Origin of the sequence: Aquibium pacificum (assembly GCF_040839445.1) — a bacterium.
GTDB lineage: Bacteria > Pseudomonadota > Alphaproteobacteria > Rhizobiales > Rhizobiaceae > Aquibium > Aquibium pacificus.
In genome coordinates, this window is the sequence record NZ_JBDPGJ010000003.1 from 1 (window position 1) to 26,192 (window position 26,192).

General features: G+C 66.1%; 28 protein-coding genes. 20 read left to right on the plus strand and 8 right to left on the minus strand.

All coding sequences use genetic code 11. The features are described 5' to 3' along the window. Both ABGN05_RS12500 and ABGN05_RS12505 read left to right on the plus strand, forming a co-directional pair. Positions 1–478, plus strand: a 478-nt coding sequence (locus tag ABGN05_RS12500; RefSeq protein ID WP_367954380.1) for a hypothetical protein, incomplete at its 5' end; no start/stop codon positions are given. 211 nt (positions 479–689) lie between these two features. Next, a complete protein-coding gene (locus tag ABGN05_RS12505) occupies positions 690–1,637 on the plus strand; it encodes an AEC family transporter (protein WP_367954381.1) in 948 nt (315 codons plus the stop codon). Between the two features lie 85 nt (positions 1,638–1,722). Here the strand turns inward: ABGN05_RS12505 and ABGN05_RS12510 are convergent, their stop codons facing one another. Continuing rightward, entirely contained in the window at positions 1,723–2,457 is a 735-nt protein-coding gene (locus ABGN05_RS12510) for a GntR family transcriptional regulator (RefSeq protein ID WP_367954382.1), read from the minus strand. Between the two features lie 111 nt (positions 2,458–2,568). Here ABGN05_RS12510 and ABGN05_RS12515 point away from each other — a divergent pair, with 111 nt between their 5' ends. Both ABGN05_RS12515 and ABGN05_RS12520 read left to right on the plus strand, forming a co-directional pair. Continuing rightward, on the plus strand, positions 2,569–2,856 hold the full coding sequence (locus ABGN05_RS12515) for a UxaA family hydrolase (protein ID WP_367954383.1): 288 nt from the start codon (positions 2,569–2,571) through the stop codon (positions 2,854–2,856). Between the two features lie 67 nt (positions 2,857–2,923). Continuing rightward, positions 2,924–4,105, plus strand: coding sequence for a UxaA family hydrolase (locus ABGN05_RS12520; RefSeq protein WP_367954384.1), 1,182 nt, complete (start codon positions 2,924–2,926; stop codon positions 4,103–4,105). Positions 4,106–4,108: 3 nt separating this feature from the next. Here the strand turns inward: ABGN05_RS12520 and ABGN05_RS12525 are convergent, their stop codons facing one another. After that, entirely contained in the window at positions 4,109–4,453 is a 345-nt protein-coding gene (locus ABGN05_RS12525) for a HepT-like ribonuclease domain-containing protein (RefSeq protein ID WP_367954385.1), read from the minus strand. Positions 4,454–4,459: 6 nt separating this feature from the next. After that, entirely contained in the window at positions 4,460–4,756 is a 297-nt protein-coding gene (locus ABGN05_RS12530; protein WP_367954386.1) for a nucleotidyltransferase family protein, read from the minus strand. A gap of 136 nt (positions 4,757–4,892) precedes the next feature. On the opposite strand from ABGN05_RS12530, the gene ABGN05_RS12535 reads away from it, so the two are divergent. From ABGN05_RS12535 to ABGN05_RS12550, 4 genes are all read left to right on the plus strand, one after another. After that, positions 4,893–5,822: a hydroxyacid dehydrogenase gene (locus tag ABGN05_RS12535; RefSeq protein WP_367954387.1), complete on the plus strand. Its 930-nt coding sequence runs from the start codon at positions 4,893–4,895 to the stop codon at positions 5,820–5,822. Beyond that, on the plus strand, positions 5,823–6,830 hold the full coding sequence (locus tag ABGN05_RS12540) for an Ldh family oxidoreductase (RefSeq protein WP_367954388.1): 1,008 nt from the start codon (positions 5,823–5,825) through the stop codon (positions 6,828–6,830). A gap of 23 nt (positions 6,831–6,853) precedes the next feature. Beyond that, positions 6,854–8,311, plus strand: a complete 1,458-nt coding sequence (locus ABGN05_RS12545) for an NAD-dependent succinate-semialdehyde dehydrogenase (RefSeq protein ID WP_367954389.1) — start codon at positions 6,854–6,856, stop codon at positions 8,309–8,311. A gap of 64 nt (positions 8,312–8,375) precedes the next feature. After that, a complete protein-coding gene (locus ABGN05_RS12550) occupies positions 8,376–9,395 on the plus strand; it encodes an aldose epimerase family protein (protein WP_367954390.1) in 1,020 nt (339 codons plus the stop codon). Here ABGN05_RS12550 and ABGN05_RS12555 read toward each other — a convergent pair. Further along, the gene (locus ABGN05_RS12555) at positions 9,382–10,323 is read right to left on the minus strand and encodes a sugar kinase (protein ID WP_367954391.1); all 942 of its coding nucleotides are present in this window, start codon (positions 10,321–10,323) and stop codon (positions 9,382–9,384) included. The genes ABGN05_RS12550 and ABGN05_RS12555 overlap by 14 nt on opposite strands. Before the next feature lie 216 nt (positions 10,324–10,539). Between ABGN05_RS12555 and ABGN05_RS12560 the strand changes: the two genes are divergently transcribed. Next, on the plus strand, positions 10,540–10,971 hold the full coding sequence (locus tag ABGN05_RS12560; protein WP_367954392.1) for a potassium channel family protein: 432 nt from the start codon (positions 10,540–10,542) through the stop codon (positions 10,969–10,971). Positions 10,972–10,975: 4 nt separating this feature from the next. Here ABGN05_RS12560 and ABGN05_RS12565 read toward each other — a convergent pair whose 3' ends face one another. Next, entirely contained in the window at positions 10,976–11,443 is a 468-nt protein-coding gene (locus ABGN05_RS12565) for an Lrp/AsnC family transcriptional regulator (RefSeq protein WP_367954393.1), read from the minus strand. Positions 11,444–11,624: 181 nt separating this feature from the next. On the opposite strand from ABGN05_RS12565, the gene putA reads away from it, so the two are divergent. Next, entirely contained in the window at positions 11,625–15,233 is a 3,609-nt protein-coding gene (putA, locus tag ABGN05_RS12570) for a bifunctional proline dehydrogenase/L-glutamate gamma-semialdehyde dehydrogenase PutA (RefSeq protein ID WP_367954394.1), read from the plus strand. A gap of 29 nt (positions 15,234–15,262) precedes the next feature. Here the strand turns inward: putA and ABGN05_RS12575 are convergent, their stop codons facing one another. Then, complete coding sequence (locus ABGN05_RS12575; RefSeq protein ID WP_367954395.1) at positions 15,263–16,006, minus strand: SDR family oxidoreductase; 744 nt, start codon at positions 16,004–16,006, stop codon at positions 15,263–15,265. A 100-nt stretch (positions 16,007–16,106) separates the two neighbouring features. Here ABGN05_RS12575 and ABGN05_RS12580 point away from each other — a divergent pair, with 100 nt between their 5' ends. Then, on the plus strand, positions 16,107–17,027 hold the full coding sequence (locus ABGN05_RS12580; protein WP_367954396.1) for an AraC family transcriptional regulator: 921 nt from the start codon (positions 16,107–16,109) through the stop codon (positions 17,025–17,027). Positions 17,028–17,061: 34 nt separating this feature from the next. Here the strand turns inward: ABGN05_RS12580 and hmuQ are convergent, their stop codons facing one another. Beyond that, positions 17,062–17,376 carry a heme-degrading protein HmuQ gene (hmuQ, locus tag ABGN05_RS12585; RefSeq protein ID WP_367954397.1) on the minus strand — a complete coding sequence of 105 codons (315 nt, stop codon included), beginning with the start codon at positions 17,374–17,376 and terminating at the stop codon, positions 17,062–17,064. Positions 17,377–17,459: 83 nt separating this feature from the next. Beyond that, complete coding sequence (gene rirA / locus ABGN05_RS12590; RefSeq protein ID WP_367954398.1) at positions 17,460–17,921, minus strand: iron-responsive transcriptional regulator RirA; 462 nt, start codon at positions 17,919–17,921, stop codon at positions 17,460–17,462. 202 nt (positions 17,922–18,123) lie between these two features. Between rirA and ABGN05_RS12595 the strand changes: the two genes are divergently transcribed. The 9 genes from ABGN05_RS12595 (at position 18,124) to ABGN05_RS12635 (ending at position 26,178) form a co-directional block, all read left to right on the plus strand. Then, the gene (locus tag ABGN05_RS12595; protein ID WP_367954399.1) at positions 18,124–18,552 is read left to right on the plus strand and encodes an acyl-CoA thioesterase; all 429 of its coding nucleotides are present in this window, start codon (positions 18,124–18,126) and stop codon (positions 18,550–18,552) included. Continuing rightward, positions 18,549–19,442: an alpha/beta hydrolase family protein gene (locus tag ABGN05_RS12600; RefSeq protein ID WP_367954400.1), complete on the plus strand. Its 894-nt coding sequence runs from the start codon at positions 18,549–18,551 to the stop codon at positions 19,440–19,442. Before ABGN05_RS12595 ends, ABGN05_RS12600 begins: the two co-directional genes overlap by 4 nt. Before the next feature lie 87 nt (positions 19,443–19,529). Further along, positions 19,530–19,862: an excalibur calcium-binding domain-containing protein gene (locus tag ABGN05_RS12605; protein WP_367954401.1), complete on the plus strand. Its 333-nt coding sequence runs from the start codon at positions 19,530–19,532 to the stop codon at positions 19,860–19,862. Between the two features lie 119 nt (positions 19,863–19,981). Beyond that, positions 19,982–20,665 carry a TetR/AcrR family transcriptional regulator gene (locus ABGN05_RS12610; RefSeq protein WP_367954402.1) on the plus strand — a complete coding sequence of 228 codons (684 nt, stop codon included), beginning with the start codon at positions 19,982–19,984 and terminating at the stop codon, positions 20,663–20,665. Between the two features lie 23 nt (positions 20,666–20,688). Continuing rightward, entirely contained in the window at positions 20,689–21,621 is a 933-nt protein-coding gene (locus tag ABGN05_RS12615) for a TAXI family TRAP transporter solute-binding subunit (RefSeq protein WP_367954403.1), read from the plus strand. A 21-nt stretch (positions 21,622–21,642) separates the two neighbouring features. After that, entirely contained in the window at positions 21,643–23,589 is a 1,947-nt protein-coding gene (locus tag ABGN05_RS12620) for a TRAP transporter permease (protein WP_367954404.1), read from the plus strand. Beyond that, the gene (locus ABGN05_RS12625; protein ID WP_367954405.1) at positions 23,589–24,464 is read left to right on the plus strand and encodes an amidohydrolase family protein; all 876 of its coding nucleotides are present in this window, start codon (positions 23,589–23,591) and stop codon (positions 24,462–24,464) included. The genes ABGN05_RS12620 and ABGN05_RS12625 overlap by 1 nt, the downstream gene beginning before the upstream one ends. Continuing rightward, on the plus strand, positions 24,461–25,444 hold the full coding sequence (locus tag ABGN05_RS12630; RefSeq protein WP_367954406.1) for a VOC family protein: 984 nt from the start codon (positions 24,461–24,463) through the stop codon (positions 25,442–25,444). Before ABGN05_RS12625 ends, ABGN05_RS12630 begins: the two co-directional genes overlap by 4 nt. After that, entirely contained in the window at positions 25,441–26,178 is a 738-nt protein-coding gene (locus tag ABGN05_RS12635) for a PIG-L deacetylase family protein (protein ID WP_367954407.1), read from the plus strand. The genes ABGN05_RS12630 and ABGN05_RS12635 overlap by 4 nt, the downstream gene beginning before the upstream one ends. Positions 26,179–26,192 lie beyond the last annotated feature (14 nt).

Consider the following 26,192-nt stretch of genomic DNA (forward strand, 5'->3'; position numbering starts at 1 on the left):
CCAGGGCACCAGCACGACCAGGACCGTGACGGGTCTGCCGTCCACCGGCACGATCTACGTGCGGCTGTGGTCGTATATCAGCGGAAGCTGGCAGTGGAACGACTACACCTACAAGGCCGGCGGCGGCGGGACGAAGTCTGTCCTTATCTCGCCAGCCAACGGAAGCAAGCTGGCCAAGACGACTACATTCCAATGGTCGTCGGTCAGCGGCGCCTCGCAGTACTGGATCTACTTTGGTTCTACGGTAGGTGGTTCCAACTACTACAGCGCGTCCCAGGGGACGAGTACCTCGAACACGTTCACCTTCAACAACTTCAACGGCCAGACCATCTACATGCGGCTCTGGACGCTGTATGGGGGAGTGTGGGCATATAACGACTACAATTTCATCGCGCCCAGTGCATCCACCACAACGGGCGGGGCTTCGGGCGCGCCGTCCGTCACGGGTGGCGTGATGCAGCAGAGCGCGCTCGAATAGACTGACGATCGCGGTCGGGGCGGCCGCCGGAAGCGGCCGCCCCGATTTTTTTCAACACCTTCCTACTGCAAGTGCAGCGGACGGGGTTTAACTGCATCCCTTTCCCCCCAAGGCCGAGCGATCGATGGCGGTGCTGGCCGGGTGGCGACGCGGACGAGCAGGGCGAGATCGCCGATTGCCGGCTCTTCCGCCTTCGCCTATCACGCTTGGCATGTCCCCCCAGGTCGAAGCCGCTCTCTTCATCTTCGGTCTCGTCGCCATCGGCTATCTCGCCGGGGTGACTGGCTATCTGCGCGCCGAGATCGGCGACGCGCTGGGCGAGTTCGCCGTCGGCGTGGCGCTGCCGCTGCTCCTCTTCCGCACCATGCTCTCGGCGGATTTCCATGGCGCGGCGCCGTGGTCGCTCTGGGCGACCTACTTCTCCGCGGTGGCGCTCGCCTGGACGATCGGACATCTCGTGACCACCCGGGTCTTCGGGCGCGATGCGCGCGCGGGTGTGGTCGGCGGTGTTTCCTCTTCCTTCTCCAACACGGTCCTGCTCGGACTTCCGCTCGTGATGGGCGTCTATGGTCAGGCCGGCTTCGAGGTGCTGGCGCTGATCGTCTCGGTGCATCTCGGGATCATGATGGCCGCGACGATCATCATCTTCGCGATCCTCGAGGGCGGGGAGAAAGGGTTTCGGCCAGTCGCGCTGCTGCGGGATTTCGTGCGCAAGCTCGCAACCAATCCCCTGATCGTCGGCATCGTGTGCGGTCTGGCGTGGCGATTGACCGGCCTGCCGCTGCCCTCGCTCGCGGCGCGTTTCGTGGACGGGCTGGGCAACATTGCCGGCCCACTCGCGCTGTTCTCCATGGGGCTCGGACTGCGCCGCTATGGCATATCGGGGAATCTTCGGGCGGGGTTCGCGCTGGCGGCGCTGAAGCTCTTCGTCATGCCGGCGATCGCGCTCGGCATGGTGCTGCTCTTCGGCCTGCCGCCGCTCGCGGCTTCGGTGGTGGTGTTGACGGCGGCGCTGCCGGCAGGCGTCAACTGCTACCTCATCGCCGTGCAATTCGGCACCGGCCAGGCGCTCGCCTCCAACATGATCACCATCGCGACCGGGCTCGGCGTCGCGACGACCGCCTTCTGGATCACGGTTCTGCACGCGATCTTCGGTTGACGGACGGTCGACGACGCCTCTTCGTGCAAGAGGTCGGCGGATGGTCGACGGTCCTTCCCCTCAAAGGAATGAGTGGCAGGCGACCTCAGCCAAGCTCCGAGCGGTAATGGATGGTGCCGGTGAGGCAGCGCGAAACGCGCAGTTCCACCGGCTTGCCTTCGAGGTCGAGCGCAACGCGGGTGATTTCCAGTAGCGGCGCCCCGACCTCGCAGCGCAGGTGCGGCGCCTCTGCGCAGGTGGCGGCGACAGCCTTCAGCTTCTCGCTCGCCCGCGCGATGGTGATGCCCCAGCGTTCCGAGTAAAGCCCGTAGACATTGTTGGGGATCTCCGCGAGGTCCCCGAAACCCGAAAAGCGCGCTGCCGGCAGCCAGATCGTCTCGACCAGCGAAGGCGTCTCGGCGAGCGAGCGGACGCGGTCGATGCGCCAGATCTCGTCGCCTTCAGCTATGCCCAGTGTGGCTGCTTCGCGGCTTCCGCTCGCCTCGGAGCAACGCGCTAGAATCCGCGAGCTCGGAAAGGTCACGTCGCCGTCATCGGGAACGAGCCGGAAGAATTGGAACAGGATCCGGCTTTCCTCGGGTCTTGCGACGAAGGTGCCGCGGCCCTGGCGCCGGATCAGGAGGTTCTCGGCGGTCATGGCATCGAGCGCCTTGCGGATGGTGCCCTGGCTGACGCCGACTTCACGCGCCAGCTCCATTTCCGAAGGAATGACCTGGCCCGGCTGCCATTGACCTTCGATGAGGCGGCGCACCAACTGGTCCCTGACCTGCACGTAGAGGGGTTTGTAGGGAAATGGGGCGACGGCGCCGCTCTGGTCCATGCTCGACTTCCAGTCTCGGAACGGCCTCCTTGTTAGCGTGTCGCGATTGACTCCGCTATCATTTCGTATCTTATGTCTTATATAAGACTCCTTTACCGCCGGACCGTCGTCATGAGCATTCCCCACCTTCTCGTCCACGAGCACAACGACAATGTCGGCGTCGTCGTCGTGGAAGGATTGAAGGCCGGGACGAGGATGCTGGCGGTGGTAACGGCGGACAATTCCTCCTTCGAGATCGAGGCGAAGGCCGACGTCCCGATCGGCCACAAGGTGGCGCTCGACGATCTGGTGAACGGCGGGACTGCCATCAAGTATGGCGAGGACATCGGCCGCTTCGTCGCTGACGTGAGGAAGGGCGAGCACGTCCACGTCCACAATCTCAAGACGAAGCGCTGGTGAGGCTCCCGGCGGCGCGCGGCGGCACCCGCGCGTCCCGGAGCGGTTCGACAGAAGGGAAAGGCGGCCGATGGCGTCGAGATACTCCAACATGACGGTTCATGCCTACCGGCGCGACAATGGCCGCGTCGGGGTGCGCAACCATGTGGTGATCCTGCCGGTGGACGACATCTCCAATGCCGCCTGCGAGGCGGTGGCGAACAACATCAAGGGCACGGTCGCGCTGCCCCACGCCTATGGCCGGCTGCAATTCGGCGAGGACCTCGACCTCTTCTTCCGCACCATGATCGGCACCGGCGCAAATCCGAACGTTGCGGCGGTGGTGGTCATCGGCATCGAGCCGGGCTGGACGAAGCGGATCGTCGACGGCATCGCGGCGACCGGCAAGCCGGTGGCGGGCTTCTCCATCGAGCAGAATGGCGACTTGAAGACGATCATGGACGCGAGCCGGAAGGCGAAGGAGTTCGTGCACTACGCCACCGAACTCCAGCGCGAGGAGTGCTCGATCTCGGAGCTGTGGATCTCGACCAAATGCGGCGAGAGCGACACGACGACTGGGCTCGGCTCCTGCCCGACGGTCGGAAACATGTACGACAAGCTCTTGCCGGAAGGCATCTACGGATGCTTCGGCGAGACATCGGAAATCACCGGCGCCGAACACATCGCCAAGGCACGCGCCATCAATCCGGAGGTCGGCGAGCGCTGGTACGCGATGTGGAAGGCCTACCAGGAGGACGTGATCGAAGCGTACAAGACCGACGACCTGTCGGAGAGCCAACCGACCAAGGGCAATATCGAGGGCGGACTGACGACCATCGAGGAAAAGGCGCTGGGCAACCTGGAGAAGATCGGCAGGACGTCGAGATACATCGACATCCTCGAGCCGGCAGAAGCGCCGAAATCGGGCGAGGGGCTCTACTTCATGGATTCCTCCTCCGCGGCGGCCGAGTGCGTTACCCTGATGGCGGCGGGCGGCTATGTCATCCACACGTTCCCGACCGGCCAGGGCAACGTGATCGGCAATCCGATCGTGCCGGTGATCAAGATCACCGCCAACCCGCGCACCGTGCGAACCATGGGAGAGCATGTCGACGTCGACGTGTCGGGCATCCTGCGCCGCGAGATGACGATCGACGAAGCCGGCGACGCGCTGATCGACATGATCGTGCGGACCGCCAACGGCCGCAACACCGCCGCCGAGGCCCTCGGGCACCGCGAGTTCGTGATGACCAAGCTTTATCGCAGCGCGTGAGGCTCAGTCGTCGATATGGTCAAGCATCGAGCGTGCTGCGCCTTCGAGCATGTCGAGCCTCGTCGTGCAGATGGTCCAAAGTGCATCATAGTCGATGCGGAAATAAACGTGCCTGATGATGTTTCCTATTGCGGCGACATCGGCCCATGGGATGTCGGAACGGGTCGACTTGAGCGAGGCAGATAAATGCCGAGCGGCCTCGCTTATCACGAGGATCGACATCGATACCGAGTTTCGCCTCATGACGTCCGACATGAAAGCTTCCCTGTCGATCCCGTTCAGGACGAACCTGATTTCGTCGATCGATCGCAGGATGTCTTCGAGCCGCAGGGCGTCGCGGCGCGTCATCGCTTTTCAGAACACCAGGACAAGTTCCGGTGCGATCTCCCGTCGGAACCGTTCATCGATGGAGCGCGATGTGGTCGGGTATGACTCGATGCCAAGTACTTCCGTCAGTTGCCGATGCATACCGGACAGGTCGAGCAGCGAGAAGTTTGCGTCGGGTCTAACGTCGACCAGCAGATCCAGGTCGCTGTCGGGACGCTCGTCCCCGCGCGCACGCGAGCCAAACATCTGCAGGCGCGTGATGCCGCGGGCGCGCAGCTGCGGTTCCAACTCCCTCAGTCTGGCGATGATTTCGTCGCGTGTCATGACGGGCGCCGTGCCTTGCCATTGGATGAGACCAATATAGTGCAAAAAGCAGAGCGAGGGGAGGCCGTTCGCCGCGCTTCGACATGGCTATCGCCTGGATCTGATGGACGGCTGACACCCGGAGGAGACGGCAAGGATGCGTGAGATCGTCATCACCGAGTTCATGGACGAGGCCGCGATCGAGCGGCTGAAGGCCCGGCACGAGACGCTCTACGATCCAGGCCTGGTCGACCGGCCGGAGGACCTTGCGCGTGCGGTCGCGAATGTACGGGCGCTGATTGTGCGCAACCGCACGCAGGTTCGCGGCGCGCTGCTCGACGCCGCGGAAAAACTCTCGTGCGTCGGCAGACTGGGCGTGGGGCTCGACAACATCGACGTCGACGCCTGCAAGGCGCGTGGCATCGCGGTCTACCCGGCGACCGGCGCCAACGACCTGTCGGTCGCCGAATACGTGGTCTCGGCCGCCATGACCCTGCTGCGCGGCGCCTATTCCGCGACCGCCGACGTCGCGGCCGGCAAGTGGCCGCGACAGACCCTCATCGGGCGCGAGCTGGCCGGCAAGACCATGGGGCTCGTCGGGCTGGGATCGATCGCGCGCGAGGTGGCTTGGCGGGCGCAGGCCTTCGGCATGCAGGTTGCCGCCACTGACCCCATGCTGCTCGCCAACGATCCGGCCTGGCAACTGGCGCGCAACGTCTCGCTCGACGGGCTTCTGGCAATTTCGGATGTGATCAGCCTGCACGTGCCGTTGACCGACGCGACCAGTCGCATGATCGGCGCGGCGCAGATCGCCGCCATGAAGCCGGACGCGATCCTGATCAATGCCGCGCGCGGCGGCGTGGTCGACGAGGAAGCGTTGGCTGAGGCGTTGCGGGTGGGCAGCATCGGCGGCGCCGCGCTCGACGTGTTCGAGACGGAGCCGCTGACGGCCGAGGCGGGCGCGAAGTTCGCGGGTCTGGACAATCTCATCCTGACGCCGCACATCGCGGGCGTCACGGTCGAGTCGAACGTCCGCGTCTCGGACCTGATCGCCCGGACCGTGCTGGCGCATCTGGAGAAGGCCTGAATGTCGGAGAGACTGCTGAGCGTCGGCGAGGCGCATGCGCTCATCGCTGCGGCTCTGACGGCGTCGAGGACGTCGCCGGAGAATGCGTCGCAGGTCGCTGACGCGCTGGTGGGTGCCGAACTTGCGGGGCAGGGCGGGCACGGGCTGCGGCGCGTGCCAGCCTATGCGGCACAGGCTAGAGCCGGCAAGGTCGACGGCTTTGCCGTGCCGAGCGCAAAGCGCACCCGGCCGGGCGCCGTGCATGTCGATGCGGCACTCGGGTTCGCCTATCCAGCGCTCGGCCTGGCCGCGCGGGAACTGCTCGCGATCACGCCGGAGCAGGGGATCGCCACCGCGGGCATTTTTCGCTCCCATCATGCCGGCGTCGCCGGGCTTGCGGTCGAAGCTTTGGCCGAGCAAGGCCTCGTGGCCCTGATGTTCGCCAATGCGCCGGCCTCGATCGCGCCCTGGGGCGGACGGCGTCCGCTCTACGGAACCGACCCGATCGCATTCGCATGTCCTACCGAAGGCGGCGCGCCGGTCGTGGTCGACGTGTCGATGTCCAAAGTGGCGCGCGGCAAGATCATGGCGGCAAACCAGAAGAAGGAGCCGATCCCCGAGGGTTGGGCGCTGGATGTCGACGGCAACCCCACCACGGATGCGAAGGCGGCCCTTGCCGGAACCATGGTGCCACTCGGCGACGCCAAGGGAACCGCGCTGGCGCTCATGGTCGAGCTCCTGTGCGCCGGTCTGACCGGCGCCAATTATGCCTATGAACAATCGTCCTTTTTCGACGCCGAAGGCGCGCCGCCGGCGACGGGCCAGTTGCTGATCGCCATCGACCCCCAGGCCTTCGGCGGCACCCGAGCATTGGCGCGTTTCGCCGAGATGGCGGGGCTCGTGGCGGGCATGGAAGGCGCGCGGTTGCCAGGGTCGAGGAGGCAGGCTATTCGTGAACGCTTTCGGCGCGACGGCATCCCCGCCGACGCCGCGCTCGTCACTGAAATCGAACAGATAGCCGCCGGTTGAAGGCGGGCCAAGGAGGCGTCCCGATGTTGCAGAAGACCAGTCACTATATGCGCCAGGCAAACCTGATCGGCGGCGAGTGGGTGCAGGCGGATTCGGGCGCCACGATCGACGTCACCAATCCGGCGAACGGCCTCAAGATCGGCACCGTGCCGAAATCCGGCAAGGCTGAGACGAAGCGTGCCATCGAGGCTGCATCGGAAGCCTTCAAGACGTTCCGCAAGACCTCCGCGCTCGACCGTTCCAAGATGCTGCGCCGGTTGCACGACGCCATCATGGACAACCAGGATGCGCTGGGCGAACTCCTGACCATGGAGCAAGGCAAGTCGCTCACGGAAGCCAAGGGCGAGGTCGGCGCTTCCGCCGCCTACATCATGTGGTTCGCCGAGGAGGCGCGCCGCACCTATGGCGAGGTCGTGCCTTCTCCATGGACTGATCGCCGTATCCTGGTGACGCGCGAGCCGGTCGGGGTTATCGCCGCCATCACGCCGTGGAATTTTCCGTCCTCCATGCTTGCCCGCAAGATCGGCCCGGCCATCGCCGCCGGCTGCACGACGGTGGTCAAGCCCGCCTCGCAGACGCCGTATTCCGGTCTCGCCTGGGGGCTCCTGTGCGAGGAAGCCGGCATCCCGGCGGGCGTGGTCAATATCGTCACCGGCTCGGCCGCCGAGATCGGCGACGAGATCTGCGCCAATCCACTGGTCAAGAAGATCACCTTCACGGGCTCGACCGAGGTCGGCAAGATCCTGATCGAGAAGTCCGCCGCGACCGTCAAGAAAGTGTCTATGGAACTCGGCGGCAACGCGCCGTTCCTGGTCTTCGACGATGCCGACATCGACCGCGCTGTCGAAGGCGCGATGGTCGCCAAGTATCGCAATTCCGGCCAGACCTGCGTGTGCACCAACCGCTTCTTCGTGCAGGCGGGCATTCACGACAGGTTCGTGGAGAAGCTGGCCGAGGCTTCGGACAAGCTCAAGGTCGGATCGGGACTGGACCAGGGCGTGCAACAGGGTCCGCTGATCGACGACAAGGCGGTCGAGAAGGTCGAGGAACTGATCGGCGACGCGACCGCCAAGGGCGGCAGGATCGTCACCGGCGGCAAGCGCCACGACCTCGGCGGCTCCTTCTTCCAGCCCACCGTGATTTCCGGCGCCACGCCTGAGATGCGCTTCATGAAGGAGGAGATTTTCGGCCCGGTCGCCCCGGTCTTCAAGTTCGAGACCGAGGAAGAGGCCGTCGCGCTCGCCAACGACACCGAATACGGCCTCGCCTGCTACTTCTACACCTCTGACCTCGGCCGCGCCTTCCGGGTCATGGAAGGGCTGAAATACGGCATGGTCGGCGTCAACGAAGGGCTGATCACCACGCCGGAGGCGCCGTTCGGCGGCGTGAAGGAGTCTGGTCTTGGCCGCGAGGGCGGGCACCAGGGCATCGAGGATTACCTCGACACAAAATACGTCTGCATCGGCGGCCTCGGCCTCTAGCCGGCAGCGAAACTGATCCAGGGCGACGCGCCGCAAGGCCGTGCCGGTTTGACGGGAGCGCCATATGGCGGATGCCGAGGAATTCGGGACGACGGCGGAAGGCGAAGCGGTCCATCGTTTCGAGATCAAGGGCGGCGGCCTGACGGCGCGCATCCTTACCTGGGGTGCCGTCGTGCAGGACCTCCGGCTGGCCGAGCACGACGCGCCACTGGTGCTCGGCTTCGAGAGCTTCGAGGATTATCCCGCCTTTTCGTCGTATTTCGGCGCGATCGCCGGACGCTATGCCAACCGCATCTCCGGCGGCCGCTTCACCATCGAGGGGCAGCGCTTCCAGACCGATACCAACTTCCTCGGCAAGCATACGCTGCACGGCGGATCGAGGAGCACGGGCAAGCGGGTCTGGCGGCTGGACAACCGGGGCTCCGACTTCGTTACCCTGGCGCTGCGCGATCCTGACGGCTTCATGGGGTTCCCCGGCACGCTCGACATCCTGTGCACCTATCGCCTCAAGCTGCCGGGCACGCTGTCTGTCGAGCTCAGCGCGATCACCGACCAGCCGACGCTCTGCAATCTCGCGCACCACTCCTATTTCAACCTGAACGACGGCGGGATGAACGACATTCTGGGCCACCGCATGATGATCCCCGCGCAGGCCTACCTGCCGGTGGACGGCGAACTGATCCCGACCGGCGTCGTGCAGCCGGTCGAGGGAACGGCGTTCGACTTCCTGCTGCCGCGTCCGATCGGCCTGCCGTTCGACGGCAAGCACGTCGACTACGACCACAATTTCTGCCTGTCGGCGTCGCGAGGCCCGCTCAAGCAGATGGCCTGGGCGCAGGGCACCAATTCGGGCGTGGAGATGGAAGTCTGGTCGACCGAGCCGGGCCTGCAGTTTTATGACGGCCACAAGGTGGCGCGCGAGAAGCCCGGTCTTGGTGGCCGCATCTACAAGGCCAATGCCGGCTTCGCCGTGGAGCCGCAGATCTGGCCGGATTCGCCAAACCGGCCGTATTTCCCGCAGGCGCTGCTGTGGCCCGGCGACCGCTACCGGCAGGTGACGGAGTATCGCTTCAGGATGCCGTGACGGCCGCGCCGAACGCCTCGCGCAGGACCGGAACGGGCGCGAGCGCGCCGCGTACCTGCACGACCGCGGCCGCGACCCGGTGGGCCCGCCGCACCGCATCGGCAGGGGCATCGCCGGCAAGGCGCGCCGCGAGATATGCGCCGTTGAAGCTGTCGCCGGCCCCCGTGGTGTCGACCGGGTTCGCCACGCGGATGGCGGGGATCGTTTCCGTCGCGCCGGCCTGGACCGACAAGGCGGGCTCGGATCCGTTCTTGATGGCGATCTCGGCCACGCCCGCTTTGCGCAGCCGCTCGGCGGATTCCTCCAGCGTGAGGTCGCCATAAAGCGCCTGTTCGTCGGGAAAGGTCGGCAGCGCGATGTCGCAGACGGCCAGCGCCTCGGCCACCGCTTGCCGGGCCGGTTCGGCCGAGGGCCAGAGGCGGGGGCGATAGTTCGGGTCGAAGGCGATCTTGGCGCCGGCCCGTCGCGCCGCGGCAATGGCGGCGAGCAGCGTCGCGCGGGCATCCTCCGGAAGGATCGCCAGCGTGATGCCCGAAAAGTAGACCAAGGCGCGGCCCTCCAGGCTGACTGCGAGCGCGTCGGGATCGTCGGCGAGGCGCCGCGCCGCCGCGTCAGAGCGCCAGTAGGTGAACGAGCGCTCCGCGCCGTCGAGCGTGATGGCATAGAGACCCGGACGCGCGCCGGGAATCACCGGGCTGGAGGCAATGCCGATGCCGTGGTCGCGCAGGAAGGCGATCTGCCTGTCCGAGAACGTATCGTCCCCGAAAGCGGAGACGTAGTCGGTCGCTCGCGCTTGATCGGTCAGTGCGCGGATCGCCCAGAGCGTGTTGAACGTGTCGCCGGCAAAGCCCATGCGCCAGGTCTCTTCGCCCGCGCCCGAGAGCTCGAGCATGCACTCGCCGATCGATGCGACACCAGTTCCCGACATGTGATCTCCTCTCCGGTGGATTTGGTCTATACCGGAAGCGGGTCGCGCGCGAGGGGAGCGTCGGCACGGGATTTTACGCTTGACCTACCCGGAGCTGGAAGGTCTAGCAGACGAAATGCGGCCCCGGACGGTCGCCCCAAGGCGCGAAGGTTGCAGGCGGAGGAGCTTCTTGATCATTCGCAATCGGGTGGAAGAGGTTCTTTGATAGGGAAGAGCATGCTTGCGAACCTTTCCCTCGGCGCCTTCGTCATCTCGCTTACCGTGGTGATCCACACATGGGGTCTGATCGCGATCACGCATGTGACGGCGCAACTGACGGCCCGCTTCCGGACGCATGGACGGCGCAGCCGAATCTTTGCGATGGTGACGACCGTGATCGGCATATTCTGCGTCATCACCGTCGAAGTGTGGCTATGGGCGGCCTTCCACTACGCGCTGGGTGTGGTCGGCGATTTCGAGACAGCTCTCTATTTCTCGACCGTCTCCTTCTCGACGCTCGGCTACGGCGATGTCATCCCCGCGGTCGAATGGAGGCTGTTCGCGGCGCTCGAAGGGGTGGACGGCTTCCTGCTCATCGGCTGGTCGACGGCCTACCTGATCGCGGCCGGCATCCGCGTCGGGCCGTTTCGCAGCGGCGAGCATTTCTGAGGAGTCAGCGGCTCGCGCGCGGCCAGCTGTCCTTCACCGTCTCCATGGCGACGAAGGTCGAGGTCTGGGAGACGTGCGGCAGCGCCGAGATCTTCTCGCCGAGCACGCGGCGGTAGTTCGCAATGTCGGTCGTGCGCACCTTCAGGAGATAGTCGAAGCTCGACGCGATCATGTGGCACTGCTCCACCTCCGGTACCGCGAGTACGGCACGGTTGAAAGCATCGAGCGCGGCCGACCGGGTATCCGACAGTTTTACCTGCACGAATGCGACATGGCCTTCGCCCATCTTCTCGCGGTCGACCATGGCGGCATAGCCGCGGATGTAACCGTCCGCCTCCAGGCGTTTCACCCGCGCCTGCACCGGCGTCTTGGAAAGGCCGACCTTCTGTGCCAGTTCGGACATGGACAAACGGCCCTCGCGCGTCAGCGCGGCGAGGATGTTGCGGTCGATGCGGTCCAGCGCGTCTGCCAATCCAGAGAATCCGATCCAAACGATCTGAAAGTCCTTCTTTCTTTGGCACGCACGGCCTGTGAAGTGCAACAGAACGGTCCATACGTGCCGCCCGGGCGGTGGTAATCAGGAGACCTGCACCCGGCTTGACGCTCCTCGTCCCGCCGCGCCAAATCGGTGTCGTTCCTGCAAGGATTTCGCCATGCCGTCTCTTGCCAGCCTCCGCGATGCGATCCGTGCCAACACTCTCCGCGACGAGGACGAAACGCTTCGCCGCCTGGTGGAGGAGGCGAACCTCTCGGGCGACGAGCGCGCGAACATCTCGGCACGTGCGGAAGGGCTGGTGCGGACGGTGCGCAAATCCTCCGACCCGCACCTGATGGAGGTTTTCCTGTCGGAATACGGGCTGTCGACGCAGGAAGGCGTGGCGCTGATGTGCCTGGCGGAGGCGCTCCTGCGCGTGCCGGACGCGGAGACCATGGACGACCTGATCCGCGACAAGATCTCGCCGCACGACTGGTCGGCGCATTCGGGCGAGTCCACCTCGATCTTCGTCAACGCCTCGACATGGGCGCTGATGCTGACGGGCCGGGTGCTGGAGGAAGGGCAGGGCGGCATCGAGGGCACGCTCCGGGGCATGGTGCGGCGCCTCGGCGAGCCTGTGATCCGCACTGCGGTGTCGGCCGCCATGCGCGAGATGGGCGAACAGTTCGTGCTGGGGCGCACGATCTCCGAAGCGGTGAAGCGCGGCCGGCCCTACACGCAGAAGGGCTATCTCTATTCCTACGACATGCTGGGCGAGGCAGCGCGCACCGAGGCCGACGCCCGGCGCTACCACCGCGCCTATGCCGACGCCATCTCGTCGCTCGACAGCGGTGCGACGAGCACCAACATCCGCCGCAACTCTGGCATTTCCGTAAAACTCTCGGCGCTGCATCCGCGCTACGAGTTCACGCAGAAGGACCGAATGATGCCGGTCATGGTCGACCGTCTGCTCTCGCTGGCGATAGCCGCGCGCCATGCCCGCATGGGGCTCAACATCGACGCAGAGGAAGCGGACAGGCTCGACGTCTCGCTGGACGTGATCGAGCGGGCGCTGGCCGAACCGGAGTTGCAGGACTGGGACGGTTTCGGCGTGGTCGTGCAGGCCTACGGCCCCCGCGCGCCCTTCGTCATCGACTGGCTGCACGAGCTGGCGCGGCGGCTCGACCGCACCATCATGGTGCGGCTGGTAAAGGGCGCCTACTGGGATTCGGAGATCAAGCGGGCGCAGGCGATGGGGCTCTCGGGCTACCCGGTCTTCACGCGCAAGCCAAACACCGACGTTTCCTACATCGCCTGCGCAAAAAAGCTGCTGGAGATGACCGACCGCATTTATCCGCAGTTCGCCACCCACAACGCCCACACCGTCTCGGCTATCCTGGAGATGGCCGAGGACCGCGACAGCTTCGAGTTCCAGCGCCTGCACGGGATGGGCGAGGCGCTACACGAGACGGTGCGCAGGGCGGAAGGCACGCGCTGCCGCATCTATGCGCCGGTAGGCGCGCATTCCGACCTGCTCGCCTATCTCGTGCGGCGGCTTTTGGAAAACGGCGCCAATTCCTCCTTCGTGCACCAGATCGTCGACGAGGACGTCGGCGCCGACGAGATCGCCCGGGACCCGTTCGAGGTCGTGGAGAAACAGGGCAGGGCGCACAACCCGGCGATCCCCATGCCGTCGGAAATCTTCGGGCGCGACCGCAAGGCGGCGAAGGGCTGGGACATCACCGATCCGGTGACTATCGCGCGGCTGGAGAAGGAGCGGGCGCCGTTCGACGGCGGCCAACCGTGGATGTCGCGTCCTACCACGGGAGCGGCATCCGGCGAGGTGCGGCCGATCCTGAACCCGGCACACCCGGACGAGATCGTCGGAACCGTCGTGGAGGCCGATGCGGAGACCGCGGCGACGGCGGTCGCGGTCGGGAAGGCGGCGCAGCCCGGCTGGGCCGCGGTTCCTGTTGCCGAACGCGCGGAAATCCTGCGCCGGGCCGCCGACCTCTACGAGGCGAACGCGGCGGAGTTCTTCGTGCTGTGCACCCGAGAGGCGGGCAAGACGCTGGCCGACGGCATCGCCGAGGTGCGCGAGGCGGTGGATTTCCTGCGCTACTACGCGGCCGAATCCGAGGGGGTCGAGACAGGCACGCAGGCCCGCGGCGTCATCGTCTGCATCTCGCCCTGGAATTTTCCGCTCGCCATCTTCACCGGCCAGATCGCGGCCGCCCTCGTCACCGGCAACGCGGTGATCGCCAAGCCGGCCGAGCAGACGCCGCTGATCGCCGCCCGCGCCGTCGCACTACTGCACGAGGCCGGCATACCGGCCGAGGCGCTGCAGCTGCTGCCCGGCGACGGGCCCTGCGTCGGCGCGCCTCTGGTCGCCAGTCCGGACATCGCGGGCGTCTGCTTCACCGGTTCGACCGCCGTGGCCAAGGGGATCGAGCGGCAGATCGCGCAGACGACAGCCCCCGACGCCATGCTGATCGCCGAGACCGGCGGGCTCAACGCCATGGTGGTCGATTCCACCGCGCTGCCCGAACAGGCGGTGCGCGACATCCTCGCCTCGGCCTTCCAGAGCGCCGGCCAGCGCTGCTCGGCGCTCAGAATCCTCTACGTGCAGAAGGACGTCGAACGGAAGGTGGTCGAGATGCTGCGCGGCGCCATGGAAGCGCTGGTCGTCGGCGATCCACGCACGCTTTCGACCGACGTCGGCCCGGTGATCGACGAGGAGGCGCAGGCTTCGATCCGCGCCTATTGCGAGGAGATGGAGGCCAAGGGAAAGCTAATCGCCAAGCTCGATGCGCCGGCCGCCGGCCGCTTCGTGGCGCCGCACATCTTTCGCGTCTCGGGCATCGGCGAACTGGAGCGCGAGGTGTTCGGCCCGGTGCTGCACGTCGCGACCTTCGAGGCCGACGAGATCGACCGTGTGATCGCCGCCATCAACATGAAGGGCTACGGCCTGACCTTCGGACTGCACACCCGCATCGAGGGGCGCGTGCAGCACTTCGTCGACGGCGTGCATGCCGGCAACCTCTACGTCAACCGCAACCAGATCGGCGCCGTCGTCGGCTCGCAGCCCTTCGGCGGCGAGGGCCTGTCGGGCACCGGACCCAAGGCCGGCGGACCGCACTACCTGCGCCGTTTCCGTCGCTCGGCGCAGCGCCAGTCGCCGACGGGCGAGGGCGAGACGGTGACGGCGGCGATGATCGCCGAGCATTTTCCCGACAACCAGCGCGGCAGCTGGGCGACGCGGCCCGATCGGGTCGGTGCGCTGCGCAAACTCCTGCGCGGCAAGGCTGCCGATGCCGTTTCCGCAGCGGCCGGACTGGACGCCGGACCCTACGACCTGCCGGGGCCGACGGGGGAAGCGAACACACTGATGCTCGTCCCGCGCGGCCGCGTGCTCTGCCTCGGGCCGGACCCCGACCTCCTTCTGATGCAGGCGGTGCAGGCGCTGGCGATCGGCAACGCGGTGCTGGCCGTCGCGCCGGGCGCAACGGCCGCGCTCCAGCCGCTCCTGTCGAAAGGCCTGCCGGTCGGCACCCTGGATGGGATCGTGGAACCTAGAACGCTGACCGCGATCGCCGTGGATGCCGTCGCCTGCGCGGCCGAGGAGGTCAACCAGCGCGCGCTGCGCCAGGCGCTCGCCGCTCGGGAAGGCCCGATCGTACCGCTGGTCTCCGAGACATTGGCGCCCGCGGCCTACGCGCACGAGCGCGCGGTCTGCGTCGACACGACCGCGGCGGGCGGGAATGCGAGCCTGCTGGCGGCGGCGTAAGGTCACGAAGGACCGGCGCGGAGAGGACGTCAGGCGGCACGGAAGAGCGCTACCGCGTCAGGACCCGCGGGGAAGCGCAGGGTGCCCGTCCTGTCGGTGGCGGCCGCCCAGATGGCTTCGGCCACATCGCTTTCCGTGGTGGTCAGGAGCGGCTGCGCGTACTCCGCGAAAATCGGCGCGGCGAAATCGGCGTAGGCCTTCGGAAGGAGTTGCTCGGGGCGCACGGAGGTGTTCTGGCCGAACCGCGTGGTCGGAGCATAGCCGGGCTCTACCAGTTTGGCGCGGATGCCGAAGTGCGCGAGCTCATGGGCGAGCGAGCCGGTGAATCCCTCGATGGCATGCTTGCTGGCGGTATAGGCCGCTGCGAGTGGCATAGGGGCAAGTGTGACGCTCGAGGTAACGTTGACGATGACGCCGGAACGGCGATCGCGCATCTGCGGGATGACGGCCTGCGTCATGGCCATGACGCCGAAAGTGTTGGTATCGAAAACCTTCCGGACATGGGACATCGGCGTCGCTTCGAAGGCGCCGACGACGCCGATTCCCGCGTTATTGACGAGCACGTCGATCGGCCCGGCGTCTTCGATAGCCCGTGCGATGCTCTCCCCGTCCGTTACGTCCAGCGCCAGGATGCGCAGGTGCTCCGAAGGTGGCAGGACGCCTTCGCGCGGGCTGCGCATCGTGGCCACGACGTTCCATTGCTTCGCGAGAAAGTGCCGGGCGGTCTCGAGGCCGTAGCCCGAAGAGCAGCCGGTGATCAGGATGGTCTGCATGGTTCATCTCCTTATGGGGGTGTCGATGAGCCATGTTAGCGCGACATTTCCGGACGTTATACGCTTGTAGGTCCGCATCTAGTTTGCGATAGTCCAATTCATGATCGATCCGCTGTCTCAAGTCATCTCCTTGCTTCGTCCCCGCGCAGTGTTCACCAAAGCCATCAGCGGCGCCGGAAAGTGGGGGGTTCGCTACGCCGACTTCGGTCATCCAAGCTTCGCCATCGTTGTCGAAGGCTCCTGCCGCCTGGCTGTGGACGGGCAGGGGGAACTTGTCCTGGAGGCAGGCGACTTCGTTCTGCTGCCGAAGACGCCCGGCTTCACGATGGCGGGTTTCGAGCCCGTCATGCCTGATTTCATCGACCCGCATGAAACGGCGGCGCCGGTCGGGGAGGTCCGCCATGGTCGCCGGGACGGCCCGCCCAGCGTCCGCATCCTGGGCGGCTACTTCGTCTTCGAAGGCGACAATTCGGATCTGCTCGTGTCGCTCCTACCGGGGCAAGTGCACATTCGTGGCGTGGAACGGCTGTCGACACTGGTGAGGCTGCTCATCGAAGAGGCTGTCCTGGATCGGCAAGGGCGCGAACTGATACTCACGCGCCTCATCGAAATCCTGCTGGTCGAAGCGTTGCGGGTCGCACAGGAAGCCCCTGACGCCCCGGCGGGATTGCTGCGCGGTCTGGGCGATCGGCGATTGGCCGGACCCATCAGGCGGATGCATGCGGATCCCGCCTTTCCCTGGACGATGGCACAGCTCGCGAAAGAGGCCGCGCTCTCCCGCTCGGCGTTCTTCGATCGGTTCACGCGCAATGTCGGCATGCCGCCGATGGAGTATCTGCTGGCATGGCGAATGGCGCTGGCAAAGGATCTTCTTCGTCGGCCGGAAGTCGACATCGCGGACGTCGCCCAACGTGTCGGGTACGGATCAGCGAGTACTTTCAGCACCGCCTTCAGCCGGCAAGTGGGACAGCCGCCAGGCCGCTACTCGCGCGGTGTCGCCCGTGGGGCGCCGGGGCCGTAGCGATTCTTCCGAATCGCCTCTGGGTGTTCGCCCCTCAAGCTCCGTCGACCGGCGTGAACCCCTCGAACTGCGGATGGCCGATATAGAGCGGCTTGTTGCCGCCGGCGTTCTTGTGGGCGGCGCGGAACTGCTCGGACCTGGTCCAGGCGGAGAAATCGTCGTAGCTGTCCCAGACCGTGTGCGATGCAAAGAGCGTGTAGCCTTCCTCCTCGTTCACCGGCCCGCGCAGCAGGTGGAACTGCCGGAATCCCTTCATCTCGGAGAGGCTGGAGTCGCGGCCTTTCCACACGTTCTCGAAATCGGCTTCGGAGCCGGACTTCACCTTGAAGCGGTTCATGGCAATGTACATCGCATCGTCCCTCGGTACGCGAGTTGCTGGGTGGCAGGTCGTGATGCGGCCGCTCCTCAGCGGGCCGCGACCGTTTTCCGGCGTCAGTTGGCGATGGCGTGGCCCGTCGTGGCGTCGATCTTCAGGAGGTCGCGCATCATCGGCCGATCCTTGATCAGGTCGGCGATCGTGTGGCTCTCCAGGACGTCGAAGAAGGCGCCGAGCGCCTGGCGCAGGGCGGAATTCAGCGCGCAACTGTCGATCAGCGGACAGTCGGCGGCGTCGTTTTCGAAGCATTCGGCCATGGCGAAGCTCTCTTCTGTCACGCGCACGACGTCGAACAGCGTGATCTCGGCGGCTGGCCGTCCCAGCTTCACGCCGCCGTTGCGGCCGCGCACGGTGGTTACCAGCTCATGCTCGACCAGCGGCTGGAGGATCTTGAACAGGAACAACTCCGACACCGAATAGGCTTGCGCGATCTCGGGGATGCGGCTCAGGCGCCCGTCGTTGGCGGCGCAGTACATCAGGATGCGGATCGCGTAGTTGGTCTGGCGGGTCAGCCGCATGGGGGTATTCCTATTGCTGCCGTCTGGCTCGGCTCCTCTTTAGAAGGATTCCAGACAATGTGGTAGGGGGTAGGAAGACAAAACATGAGCAGATTTTTCATGTTTCTGTGATCGGATCGCGCCCGCTTCGGCAGCCCGGCCTTTCCGCAGGGCCGGGAAAAGGCTACCAAGCGGCGGCGGCAATCCGCTGAGGGTGGATTATGTGAGCGAAATCCTGCAGACCTGCACGATCAGGGTGAGCTTCGGCGACTGTGATCCGGCCGGCATCGTCTACTATCCCAACCATTTCCGCTGGTTCGACGCGACGTTTCATGCGCTGCTCCAGCGCTTCGGCGGCCATGCCGCCGTGTCGCGGAAACTGGGCTCCATCGGCATTGGCCTCATCGAGGTCGGCGGCGCGTTCCGCGCGCCGGCTGAGGACGGCGACGCGCTGGTCTTGACTGCCCGCCTGGTGGAATGGCGGGAAAAGACGCTGCGGATCGCCTACGAAGGCCGGATCGACGATCGGCTGACGGTGGAAGGCTTCGAGGTGCGCGGCCTGTTCATCCGCGAGGACGGACGGTTGCGGGCCGGCCGGATGGCGCCGCTCAGGGAGATGCTCGAAGCGGGAGCGGGGAAGGCGTACGCATGACGCCCGACGCGCTCAGGCAGTTGATCCGCGTGCCCGACCGGCCACGGGCGGAGGACCATGTAATCGCGCGCGCCGTCGAGAGCACCGACGGGATCGCAACCGAGCGCCTCGCGCTCGATCTCGGCGACGGCCATAGCGCCCGCGTCTTCCTGACGCGCCCGGTGGAGCCGAAAGGTCGCCTGCCGGCGGTGCTCTACTGCCACGCGCATGGCGCTCGTTACGAAATTGGTGCGTCGGAACTTACCGAGGGGCGGTCGAGCCTGCTCGGTCCCTACGGGCCGTTGCTCGCCCGGCGTGGATTCATCAGCCTCTGCCTCGACATGCCGACCTTTGGAGACCGCGCGGGCCAGAAAGAGGACGCGCTGTCGAAGGCGCTGCTGTGGAAGGGCAGGACGCTGATGGGCGAGATGCTCGCCGATCTCCTCGCCGGTTTCGATCATCTGGTCTCGCGTGCCGACGTCGATCCTGACCGCATCGCGGCGTTCGGATTGTCGATGGGCGCTACACACGCCTATTTCCTCGGCGCCATCGAGCCGCGCATCGCCCGCGTGGCGCATCTCTGCTGCTTCGCCGACCTAGCCACACTGATCGAGACCGGCGCACACGACCTGCACGGACACTACATGACGATCCCCGGTCTGTTGGCGCAGACCTCGTTCGGCCGCATCGCGGGAATGATCGCCCCGCGCCCGCAACTGATCTGCACTGGCGAAAGGGATCCGCTGACCCCGTCGGCGGCGGTCGAGAAGGCGTTTTCCGAGTGTCGAACCGCATACCGGGCCGTCGGGGCGGAGGCCGCGCTGCTGCGACTTTTTGAGCCCGAAACCGGGCACATGGAAACGCCGGCGATGCGCGAGGCCGTCCTGGCATTCCTGGACGGCCTACGCTGACGAGCAGTCTCCCACCTTAGCGATCTAAATAAAACTCGAACCTCAGTGCCAAGCAATCCTTAGGGGAACTCGCCTAGGTTGCGAGACATGAGCAAGGCACGTCTTCATGTCGCGAAGCCGCGGTCGACGCACTCTCATCGGCGGAGTGCCTCCCGCCGGCCCGGACCGCTACCAAGGGTGCATACTGCAGCCTGGGCGGTTCTTCTCTTAGCGATTGGACTCTTCTCGTTCGCGGGATCGGATTTCGCATCCCTGTGGTCCAGTCCCTCGCCGGTCGCCTTCGCCGGATCGCCGCCGCGAACCTGCTCGGAGGCGCGTCAACGAGGTTTGGCACCAATGACCCGCTGGCACCCGGCCTATTCGGCGCATCTCGACCGCGATCGCGACGGCGTCGCCTGCGAGCCCTATTTCGGGCGGTAGCGTCGCCGCCGTCCGGCCGGAAGCGCACCAATGCTTCTTGTACAATTGTCCAAAGACCGTGGACAGGCGGACATGAAACCGCTAGAAAATCCTCCGCCAGGGAGGGTGATGAAGCCAGCATGCCGAGAGCCGCACGGGAAACCGATTCCAGGACCGCGATCCTCGACGCGGCGGAAGAGCTGTTTTCGGAGCGCGGCTTCGGCGCGGTGGCGCTGCGCGAGATCGCCCGCGCGGCCGGTCTCAACGTCGGCAGCCTGACGTACCATTTCGGCGACAAGGCCGGCATCCTGGAGGCCATCTACAGGCGCCACACCAACCCGATGAACGCCCGCCGGCTGGAACTGATCGGCGAGGCCAAGCGAATCGAGGATCGCGACCAGCGCCTGATGGCAATCCTGCGCGCATACGTGCTGCCGGCATTCTCTTCCTCGGACGACCTCGTGGGTGGCGGCACTCGGTTCACGCGCATGCGCGCGATCCTGTCGGCCGAAGGCAACGCCCAGGCGCGCGCGATCATCGCCGACGCCTTCGACACGACCACCAGATCCTTCATCGATGCGATCGCCGACTGCGTCACCGGCGCCGCGCGCGAGGACATCGTCTGGCGCAGCCAGTTCTTGCTCGGCTCGCTCTACTACACGCTGATCAACCCCGAACGAATCTCGCGCCTGTCCGACGGCAGGGCCGACGGGGGCGACCACGACGAGGCGATCCGCCAGATCGTGCTGTCGAGCCACGCGAGTTTCCGGGCGCTCGCCCGAACGTCCGGCACGCCCGCGGGCGAACTGGAGCATTCCGCATGACCAACTCAAAGGGAGGTAGAACCATGAAAATTTCCATCGCATTGAAGGCGGCCGCGGTCGCACTTTCGCTGGCGGCGACGCCGGCGCTGGCGCAGGAGCGCGTCGCGATCGGCACCGGCGGCACCGGCGGCCTGTTCTACGTGATCGGCGCCGGCATGGCCGACATTTTGAACAAGCACATGGAGAACACCACCGCGCGGGCGGAAGTCACCGGCGCGTCGGTGGAAAACATCCGCCGCGTGGCGGCCGACCAGATGACCTTCGGCTTCTCCTCGTCCTCGACGCTCTACGAGGCGAAGAACGGCATGGGTCCGTTTGACGGCGATGCGCAGCCGGTCGCGGCGATGGCCTATCTCTATCCGGCCGTCCTACAGATCGCCACGGTCGCCGACACCGGCATCGCCTCGCTCGAGGATCTTGCCGGCAAGAAGGTCAATCTCGGACCTCCCGGCAGCAACGCCGCCGTGCTGGCGCAGCGCCTGCTCGAGGCCTACGGCGTTTTCGATCCCGGCAACGCGCAGTTCCTGTCCTACACGGAAGGAACCAACGCGCTGATGAACGGCACGGTCGACGCCACCGTCGTACTTGCCGGCGCCCCGACCGCCGCGCTGATCGATCTCGACGCCCAGCGCGACATGGTGCTCCTGCCGCTCGACGAACAGAAGGTTTCCGGCCTGTTCGAGAAGTACCCCTTCTATCAGCCATACGAGATCCCGGCCGGCACCTATCCGGACCAGACCGAAGGCGTGATGGTCATCAACGACCCGGCGACGATCTTCACCAGCGAAGGCGCCGACGAGGCGCTGGTCAACTCGATCACCAAGACCATCTTCGAGCACTTGGACAAACTCGGCGAGGTCCACCCGCAGGCCAAGGCCATCGCGCTCGACACCGCGACGAAGACGCCGATCGACCTGCATCCGGGCGCCAAGGCCTATTTCGATACCGCGAAGTAGTTCGGGCGGAACAGGAAACGCATGCACGCGATCATCGACAGGATCCGGCTCGACCGCGCGGCGGACCGGGGCGAAGGGGAGGCGGCCATCGTGTCGCTCCTCTTCGCCGTCCTCGCCGTTGCCGTCACGGCGCTCGTCATCTACGGCGCCTATTTCGGGCTGATCACGGCGCTGATCCTGCGCTCCCTGTTCTATTCGCTCGTCTCGGCCGGCGGGCTTCTGCTCGTCGGCCTCAACGCCCGCGCAGGCTGGACGCGGTTACTCTGTTATGGGCTCGTTCCGGTCGCGCTGGTGCCGGGCTTCCATCTCTGGCAGTCCTACGTCGACATCATCATGCGCGGTGCGATGGCGACGCCGCCGGACCTCTGGATCTTCGTCGGGGTCATGGCCGTGCTCCTGGTGCTTGTGCGCATGGCGCTCGGCTGGGCTCTCGTGATCCTGGTCGGTGTGGCAATCGCCTATGCCTGGTTCGGCTACCTGATCCCCGGCCAGTACGGCCACGGCGGTTATGACCTGCGGCGGCTCGCCTCCACGCTCATGCTTTCCACCGAAGGCATCTACGGCCTGCCGATGGGGGTGGCCGTCGAATACATCTTCCTCTTCGCGCTGCTCGGGACGCTGCTGATGAAGATCGGCACGGGCGAGGTCTTCGTCGACATCGCGCGCGGGCTTACGGGCCGCATGCAGGGTGGGCCGGGCCTGTCGGCGGCGCTGTCGAGCGCCATGCTCGGCACCATCAACGGCAGCGCGGTTGCCAACGTCGTCACCACCGGCACTTTCACCATCCCGCTGATGAAGCGCGTCGGATATTCACCCATACTTGCCGGGGCCATCGAGGCGGCGGCCTCCTCCGCCGGGCAGATCCTTCCGCCGGTCATGGGCGCGGCCGCTTTCCTGATGGCCGAGATCATCGGCGTTCCCTATTCGCAGATCGCGCTCGCCGCGCTGGTGCCGGGGCTCCTCTACGTCGTCGCCCTGATGGTGGCGGTGCGGCTGGAGGCCGGTCGGCTTGGACTGGAGCGCGACACGGACGCGGGACTGGCGCTTCTGCGCGAGACTTTGGTGAAGCGGGGCTACCTGCTGCTCCCGCTCGTCGGGCTCATCGCTTTCCTGATCATGGGCTACACGCCGACCCGCGCGGCCGTGCTGTGTATCGTACTCGGTCTCCTGATCTCGCCGTGGAACAGGCTCACGCGGGTCGGGCCGGTCGATCTGGTCATCGTTTGCCGCGACACCCTGGTGGCGACGATGCCAATCGTGGCGGCGGTCGCGGCGGCCGGCGCCGTCATCGGCGTGCTCAACTTGTCCGGCCTAGGGCTTATGCTGTCGGGCCTGATCGTCGATCTCGGCGGGCAGAACATCTGGGCGATCCTGGTGCTGACCGCCCTTGCCTCCTTCGTGCTCGGCATGGGACTGCCGACGTCTGCGGCTTACCTGCTGCTCGCGGTCTTGATCGCGCCCGCGCTGACCAGGCTCGGCCTGCCGCCGATTGTCGCCCACATGTTCATCTTCTACTACGGTCTCGTTTCGGCGATCACGCCGCCGGTGGCACTCGCAGCCTATGCGGCGGCGAGCATCTCGGGCGGAGATGCCAACAAGACGGCCTTTGAGGCCGTGCGGCTCGGCTTCGTAAAACTGCTGGTGCCGTTCCTCTTCGTCACCATGCCGGGACTGCTGATGATCGGCTCGCCCCCCGAGATCGTCCTGTCGGGAATTCTCGCCACGATCGGCGTCGTCGGGCTGACGATCGCCTTCGCCGGCTGGCTGGCCCGGCCGCTCGGATCCGGGGAGCGGCTCATGATGGCCGCCGCAGCCCTTCTGGTGATCTGGCCGACCGCGGTGACGGCGACCGATCCCGTGACGCTTCTCGCGCGCGTCCTCGGCTGTGCCGTCCTCGGCCTGTTCGCCTGGCGCGCCATGACTTCTGGCGGCGCGGTCGCCGCCGCCAACCGACCGAGAGTTTCGTGATGTCTGACGCCTTGCCCTACCACCCGTCGCCGAAGAAGCCGGACATCGCGCTGCCCGCCGGCGCCTGCGATGCGCATTGCCACATCTTCGGTCCGGCGGCCGAATTCCCCTTCGCGCCCGAGCGCAACTACACGCCCGTCGATGCGCCGAAGCAAAAACTCTTCGCGCTGCACCGCCTGCTCGGCATCGAGCGCGCCGTGATCGTTCAGGCAAGTTGCCACGGCACCGACAACACGGCGATGATCGACGCGATCGCGGCGGCCGGTGGCCGCTACCGCGGAATCGCGATGGTGAAACCGGACGTGACGGACGCCGAACTGGCCGCGCTGCACGAAGGCGGCGTGCGCGGCGTGCGCTTCAACTTCGTCACCCATCTCGGACAGGATGCCGACCTCGACGCGGTACGTGCGGTGATCGGCAAGATAAAGCCGCTAGGATGGCACGCCGTGATTCATTTCGAGGCAGACCGGCTGGAGAAGCTGGCGCCGGTCCTGAAGGAACTGCCTCTCACCATGGTGATCGACCACATGGGACGGGTCGATGCCAGCCTCGGCGTAGACCAGCCGGCGTTCCGCATGCTGGTCGACCTCATGGAGGACGAGCGCTTCTGGGTGAAGGTCTGCGGCTCCGAACGCGTATCGCGCGCGGGTCCGCCGTTCCACGACGCCGTGCCTTTCGCCCGCATGCTGGTGGACCGGTTCCCCGACCGCGTACTCTGGGGCACCGACTGGCCACACCCCAACATCAAGAAGCACATGCCGGACGATGGCGCGCTGGTCGACCTGCTTGCGCTGATCGCGCCGGAGGAAGACCGATTGCACAGCCTTCTGGTGGACAACCCGACACGGCTATACTGGCCCGAGGAGAGGACATGAACCAAACCGAGCCCTGTTTCGACGTCGCCCATCTGGGGCACGTGGAACTCCTCACGGACAAGCCTGAGGAGAGCCTGGACTTCTTCGTCAACGTCTACGGACTGACCGAAAGCGGGCGCGAGGGCGATTCCGTCTATCTGCGCGCCTGGGACGATTACGAGTTCCATTCGCTCAAGCTCACCGCCTCGAATAGCACGGGCATGGCCCACTGCGGCTACCGGACATCGTCCGAAGCGGCCTTGCAGCGCCGCGTCGCCGTCATCGAGAGGATGGGGCTGGGCATCGGCTGGACAGACGGCGACCTTGGCCACGGGCGCAGCTACCGCTTCAACAGCCCCGACGGCCACGTCTTCGAACTCTACTGGGACACGAACAAGTATGACGCTCCGGCGGGTGAGAAGCCGGCGCTGAAGAACATCGCGCAACGCTACCACGGCCGCGGCGCCGCGCCGCGTCGCGTCGACCATTTCAACCTGCTTGCCTCCGACGTTTCGAAGATCCGCGACTTCATGGTCGAGGCCATGGGCAGCCGCGTCACCGAAATGATCCAGCTCGACAACGGCCGCATCGGCGGCTGCTGGTTCACGGTCAACAACAAGGGCTACGACATGGCCTGCACGGAGGATCATTCGGGCTCGAAAGGCCGCTTCCACCACCTGACCTACGCAGCCGACCACCGCGACGACATCCTGCGCGCGGCCGACGTCTTTCTGGAGAACGGCGTCTTCATCGAGACCGGACCGCACAAGCACGCGATCCAGGGAACCTTCTTCCTCTACGTCTACGAACCGGCGGGCAACCGCATCGAGATCGCCAACGCGGGGGCCCGGCTGATCGTCGATCCTGACTGGAAGCCGGTCGTGTGGACCGAGCAGGAGCGGAAGAAGGGCCAGGCCTGGGGCCTGAAGACCATCGAGAGCTTTCACACGCACGGCACGCCGCCCGTGGCGGCGGCCTCGAACCATGGAGACCGGAAATGACTGCAGGGACCGCGCTGGTCGTCAGCGCGCATTCGGCCGATTTCGTCTGGCGCGCGGGGGGCGCCATCGCGCTCCACGCCGAACAGGGGATGGACGTGACTGTGGTCTGCCTGTCCTATGGCGAGCGCGGCGAGAGCGCCAAGCTGTGGCGCCAGGACGGCATGACCCTCGACCGGGTCAAGAGCGAGCGCCGGAAGGAGGCGGAGAACGCCGCGAACGCGCTCGGCGTCGCCGACATCCAGTTCTGGGATCTCGGCGACTATCCGATCGCGCTTTCGCAGGCGTCGCTGTTCCGGCTGGCCGACCTCTTCCGCAAGATCCGGCCGTCCTTCATGCTGACGCACTCTCGGGAGGATCCCTACAATCGGGACCATCCGCTGGTCAGCCAGTTCGCGCAGGAGGCGCGCATCGTCGCGCAGGCGCACGGGCACGAGCCGGACGTCAAAGTGATCGGCGCCCCGCCGGTGATGCTGTTCGAGCCGCACCAGCCGGAACAATGCCGCTGGATGCCGAACACGCTGCTCGACATCACGCCGGTGTGGGACAAGAAGCTCGCGGCGATCAAATGCATGGCTGGCCAAGAGCATCTTTGGGAATATTACACTCGCGTCGCCCTGCAGCGCGGCGCCCAGGCGGCCCGAAACTCCGACAAGAAGATAACCTACGGCGAGGCCTACGAGGCGGTGTTCCCGTACGTGGTCGAGACGCTGGTGCCGACGCCGGGGCGGGGGTGAACACCAGGAGGTGC